This is a genomic window from Lacticaseibacillus yichunensis, assembly GCF_003946405.1.
Lineage (GTDB): Bacteria > Bacillota > Bacilli > Lactobacillales > Lactobacillaceae > Lacticaseibacillus > Lacticaseibacillus yichunensis.
Genome location: NZ_RHOG01000059.1, coordinates 1 through 4974, shown reverse-complemented (window position 1 = coordinate 4974; position 4974 = coordinate 1). Strand labels below are relative to the sequence as shown.

Sequence of the window (4974 nt, the reverse complement as noted above, 5' to 3'; positions counted from 1 at the left end):
GCGCGGCGGCTTCCTACCCTCGCAGGCAGTTACCCACCAACTACTCTCGGCGTAGAGAAGCTTAACTTCTGTGTTCGGCATGGGAACAGGTGTATCCTTCTCGCTATCGCCACCGCACTTATTTAACTGAGAGCTTTGCACTCTCAAAACTGGACATCATTGTTTGAATGCGTCGAAACGTATCTGCTTCGCCGAACGCAACTGACGTTGCGTTCGTTTGGTCAAGTCCTCGACCGATTAGTACTGGTCCGCTCCATACATCGCTGCACTTCCACTTCCAGCCTATCTACCTGATCATCTCTCAGGGGTCTTACTTCCATATAGGAATGGGAAATCTCATCTCGAGGGGGGCTTCACACTTAGATGCTTTCAGCGTTTATCCCTTCCGTTCATAGCTACCCAGCGATGCGCCTGGCGGCACAACTGGTACACCAGCGGAACGTCCATCCCGGTCCTCTCGTACTAAGGACAGCTCCTCTCAAATTTCCTGCGCCCGCGACGGATAGGGACCAAACTGTCTCACGACGTTTTGAACCCAGCTCGCGTACCGCTTTAATGGGCGAACAGCCCAACCCTTGGGACCGACTACAGCCCCAGGATGCGATGAGCCGACATCGAGGTGCCAAACCTTCCCGTCGATGTGGACTCTTGGGGAAGATAAGCCTGTTATCCCCAGGGTAGCTTTTATCCGTTGAGCGATGGCCCTTCCATACGGTACCACCGGATCACTAAGCCCGAGTTTCCTCCCTGCTCGACTTGTCAGTCTCGCAGTCAAGCTCCCTTATACCTTTACACTCTGCGAATGATTTCCAACCATTCTGAGGGAACCTTTGGGCGCCTCCGTTACATTTTAGGAGGCGACCGCCCCAGTCAAACTGCCCACCTGACACTGTCTCAGACCACGCTTAGTGGTCATGGTTAGAGTGTTCATACAGCAAGGGTAGTATCCCACCATTGCCTCCTTCGAAACTAGCGTTCCGATCTCTACGGCTCCTACCTATCCTGTACAAGCGGTACAAACACTCAATATCAAGCTACAGTAAAGCTCCATGGGGTCTTTCCGTCCTGTCGCGGGTAACCCGCATCTTCACGGGTACTATAATTTCACCGAGTCTCTCGTTGAGACAGTGCCCAAATCATTACACCTTTCGTGCGGGTCGGAACTTACCCGACAAGGAATTTCGCTACCTTAGGACCGTTATAGTTACGGCCGCCGTTTACTGGGGCTTCAATTCTGGGCTTCGCTTACGCTAACTCATCCTCTTAACCTTCCAGCACCGGGCAGGTGTCAGCCCCTATACGTCATCTTACGATTTAGCAGAGACCTGTGTTTTTGATAAACAGTTGTTTGGGCCTATTCACTGCGGCTGACCTTGCGGTCAGCACCCCTTCTTCCGAAGTTACGGGGTCATTTTGCCGAGTTCCTTAACGAGAGTTCACTCGCTCACCTGAGGATACTCTCCTCGACTACCTGTGTCGGTTTGCGGTACGGGTAAAATGTTCCTCACTAGACGCTTTTCTCGGCAGTGTGATCTCAGTCACTTCGCTACTATAATTTCGCTCCCCATCACAGCTTGTCCTTAAAGTATCAAGCATTTCACTCGATACAAGACTTACTGCTTGGACACACATTTCCAGCCGTGTGCTTGACTTGACCTCCTGCGTCCCGCCATCGCTCAGACAGAACATTTTAGTACAGGAATTTCGACCTGTTTGCCATCGACTACGCCTCTCGGCCTCGCCTTAGGTCCCGACTAACTCTGGGCGGACGAGCCTTCCCCAGAAAACCTTAGTCATACGGTGGACAGGATTCTCACCTGTCTTTCGCTACTCATGCCGGCATTCTCACTTCTAAGCGCTCCAGCCGTCCTCACGATCGACCTTCAACGCACTTAGAACGCTCTCCTACCGCGCCAACTTACGTTGGCACCCACAGTTTCGGTACTATGCTTAGCCCCGGTATATTTTCGGCGCAGGGTCACTCGACTAGTGAGCTATTACGCACTCTTTAAATGGTGGCTGCTTCTGAGCCAACATCCTAGTTGTCTGTGCAACGCCACATCCTTTTCCACTTAGCATAGATTTAGGGACCTTAACTGGTGATCTGGGCTGTTCCCCTTTCGACGATGGACCTTATCGCTCACCGTCTGACTCCCGGAGTAAGATAAATGGTATTCGGAGTTTATATGAATTCAGTAACCCTTGACGGGCCCCTAGTCCAAACAGTGCTCTACCTCCATTATCCATCCTCCGAGGCTAGCCCTAAAGCTATTTCGGAGAGAACCAGCTATCTCCAAGTTCGTTTGGAATTTCACCGCTACCCACAACTCATCCCAGCATTTTTCAACATACACGGGTTCGGTCCTCCAGTGTGTTTTACCACACCTTCAACCTGGTCATGGGTAGGTCACTTGGTTTCGGGTCTACACCAACATACTAATTCGCCCTATTCAGACTCGCTTTCGCTACGGCTCCGGCTTTTCACCTTAACCTCGCATGTTAGCGTAACTCGCCGGTTCATTCTACAAAAGGCACGCCGTCAGCCATTAATGGCCTTCGACTAATTGTAGGCACACGGTTTCAGGAACTATTTCACTCCCCTCCCGGGGTGCTTTTCACCTTTCCCTCACGGTACTGGTCCACTATCGGTCACTAGGGAGTATTTAGCCTTGGGTGATGGTCCACCCGGATTCCGACGGAATTTCACGTGTTCCGCCGTACTCAGGATCCTGGACGGAGGAAACGAAGTTTCGGCTACGGGATTTTCACCCTCTATGATGCAGCTTTCCAGCTGACTTCGCCTACCTCGTTTCTTTGTAACTCCAATGTCCAGTCCTACAACCCCAGCATGCAAGCACGCTGGTTTGGGCTGTTCCCGGTTCGCTCGCCGCTACTATGGGAATCGCAATTGCTTTCTCTTCCTGCAGGTACTTAGATGTTTCAGTTCCCCGCGTCTGCCTCACTTGAACTATGTATTCATTCAAGCGTAACCTGATCGCTCAGGCTGGGTTCCCCCATTCGGAGATCTCCGGATCATAGCTTACGTACAGCTCCCCGAAGCATATCGCTGTTAGTCGCGTCCTTCTTCGGCTCCTAGTGCCAAGGCATCCACCGTGCGCCCTTTGTAACTTGACCTTGTTCACTTTCGTGAACGGTCATCGCGAATGAATTTCTTTCGAAACTCAATACAAATACGCTGTGTTCTCGGCATTTCTTTAAACAATGATATCCAGTTTTCAAAGAACAAAGTTTGAGAGTCATCCTCTCAAAACTAAACAAAGTTTCATGTGTAGGGTCCCGATGATCAACACAAGGTGTTGATCAATTTCCTTAGAAAGGAGGTGATCCAGCCGCAGGTTCTCCTACGGCTACCTTGTTACGACTTCACCCTAATCATCTGTCCCACCTTAGACGGCTAGCTCCCTTACGGGTTACTCCACCGGCTTCGGGTGTTACAAACTCTCATGGTGTGACGGGCGGTGTGTACAAGGCCCGGGAACGTATTCACCGCGGCATGCTGATCCGCGATTACTAGCGATTCCGACTTCGTGTAGGCGAGTTGCAGCCTACAGTCCGAACTGAGACCGGCTTTAAGAGATTAGCTTGCCCTCGCGGGTTCGCAACTCGTTGTACCGGCCATTGTAGCACGTGTGTAGCCCAGGTCATAAGGGGCATGATGATTTGACGTCATCCCCACCTTCCTCCGGTTTGTCACCGGCAGTCTTACTAGAGTGCCCAACTGAATGCTGGCAACTAGTCATAAGGGTTGCGCTCGTTGCGGGACTTAACCCAACATCTCACGACACGAGCTGACGACAACCATGCACCACCTGTCATTTTGTCCCCGAAGGGAAAACTTGATCTCTCAAGTGGTCAAAAGATGTCAAGACCTGGTAAGGTTCTTCGCGTTGCTTCGAATTAAACCACATGCTCCACCGCTTGTGCGGGCCCCCGTCAATTCCTTTGAGTTTCAACCTTGCGGTCGTACTCCCCAGGCGGAATGCTTAATGCGTTAGCTGCGGCACTGAAGGGCGGAAACCCTCCAACACCTAGCATTCATCGTTTACGGCATGGACTACCAGGGTATCTAATCCTGTTCGCTACCCATGCTTTCGAGCCTCAGCGTCAGTTACAGACCAGACAGCCGCCTTCGCCACTGGTGTTCTTCCATATATCTACGCATTTCACCGCTACACATGGAGTTCCACTGTCCTCTTCTGCACTCAAGTTTCCCAGTTTCCGATGCACTTCTTCGGTTAAGCCGAAGGCTTTCACATCAGACTTAAGAAACCGCCTGCGCTCGCTTTACGCCCAATAAATCCGGATAACGCTTGCCACCTACGTATTACCGCGGCTGCTGGCACGTAGTTAGCCGTGGCTTTCTGGTTGGATACCGTCACGCCGACAACAGTTACTCTGCCGACCATTCTTCTCCAACAACAGAGTTTTACGACCCGAAAGCCTTCTTCACTCACGCGGCGTTGCTCCATCAGACTTGCGTCCATTGTGGAAGATTCCCTACTGCTGCCTCCCGTAGGAGTTTGGGCCGTGTCTCAGTCCCAATGTGGCCGATCACCCTCTCAGGTCGGCTACGTATCATTGCCTTGGTAGGCCTTTACCTTACCAACTAGCTAATACGCCGCGGGTCCATCCAAAAGCGATAGCTTACGCCATCTTTCAACCAAAGATCATGTGATCTTTGGGTTTATGCGGTATTAGCATCTGTTTCCAAATGTTATCCCCCACTTAAGGGCAGGTTACCCACGTGTTACTCACCCGTCCGCCACTCGGTCTCAACAAGATCATTCAGTGCAAGCACGTCATTCACTTGTCGAAACCTCGTTCGACTTGCATGTATTAGGCACGCCGCCAGCGTTCATCCTGAGCCAGGATCAAACTCTCATATAATGAGCCGTTTGAATAGCTCGATTTGTTGTTACTAGCGAATTGACTTCGCTCATGTTTAATTCTCCG

At 51.3% G+C, this 4974-nt stretch carries 3 rRNA genes; all 3 read right to left on the bottom strand.

Annotated elements, in window-relative coordinates:
* The 3 genes from rrf to EKM95_RS11300 all read right to left on the bottom strand — a co-directional run bounded on the left by rrf (window position 1) and on the right by EKM95_RS11300 (window position 4908).
* Window positions 1-117 (bottom strand): 5S ribosomal RNA (gene rrf / locus EKM95_RS11310).
* Window positions 118-217: 100 nt separating this feature from the next.
* Window positions 218-3135 (bottom strand): 23S ribosomal RNA (locus EKM95_RS11305).
* A 199-nt stretch (window positions 3136-3334) separates the two neighbouring features.
* Window positions 3335-4908 (bottom strand): 16S ribosomal RNA (locus EKM95_RS11300).
* The 16S, 23S and 5S rRNA genes sit together here, the layout of an rRNA operon.
* Window positions 4909-4974 lie beyond the last annotated feature (66 nt).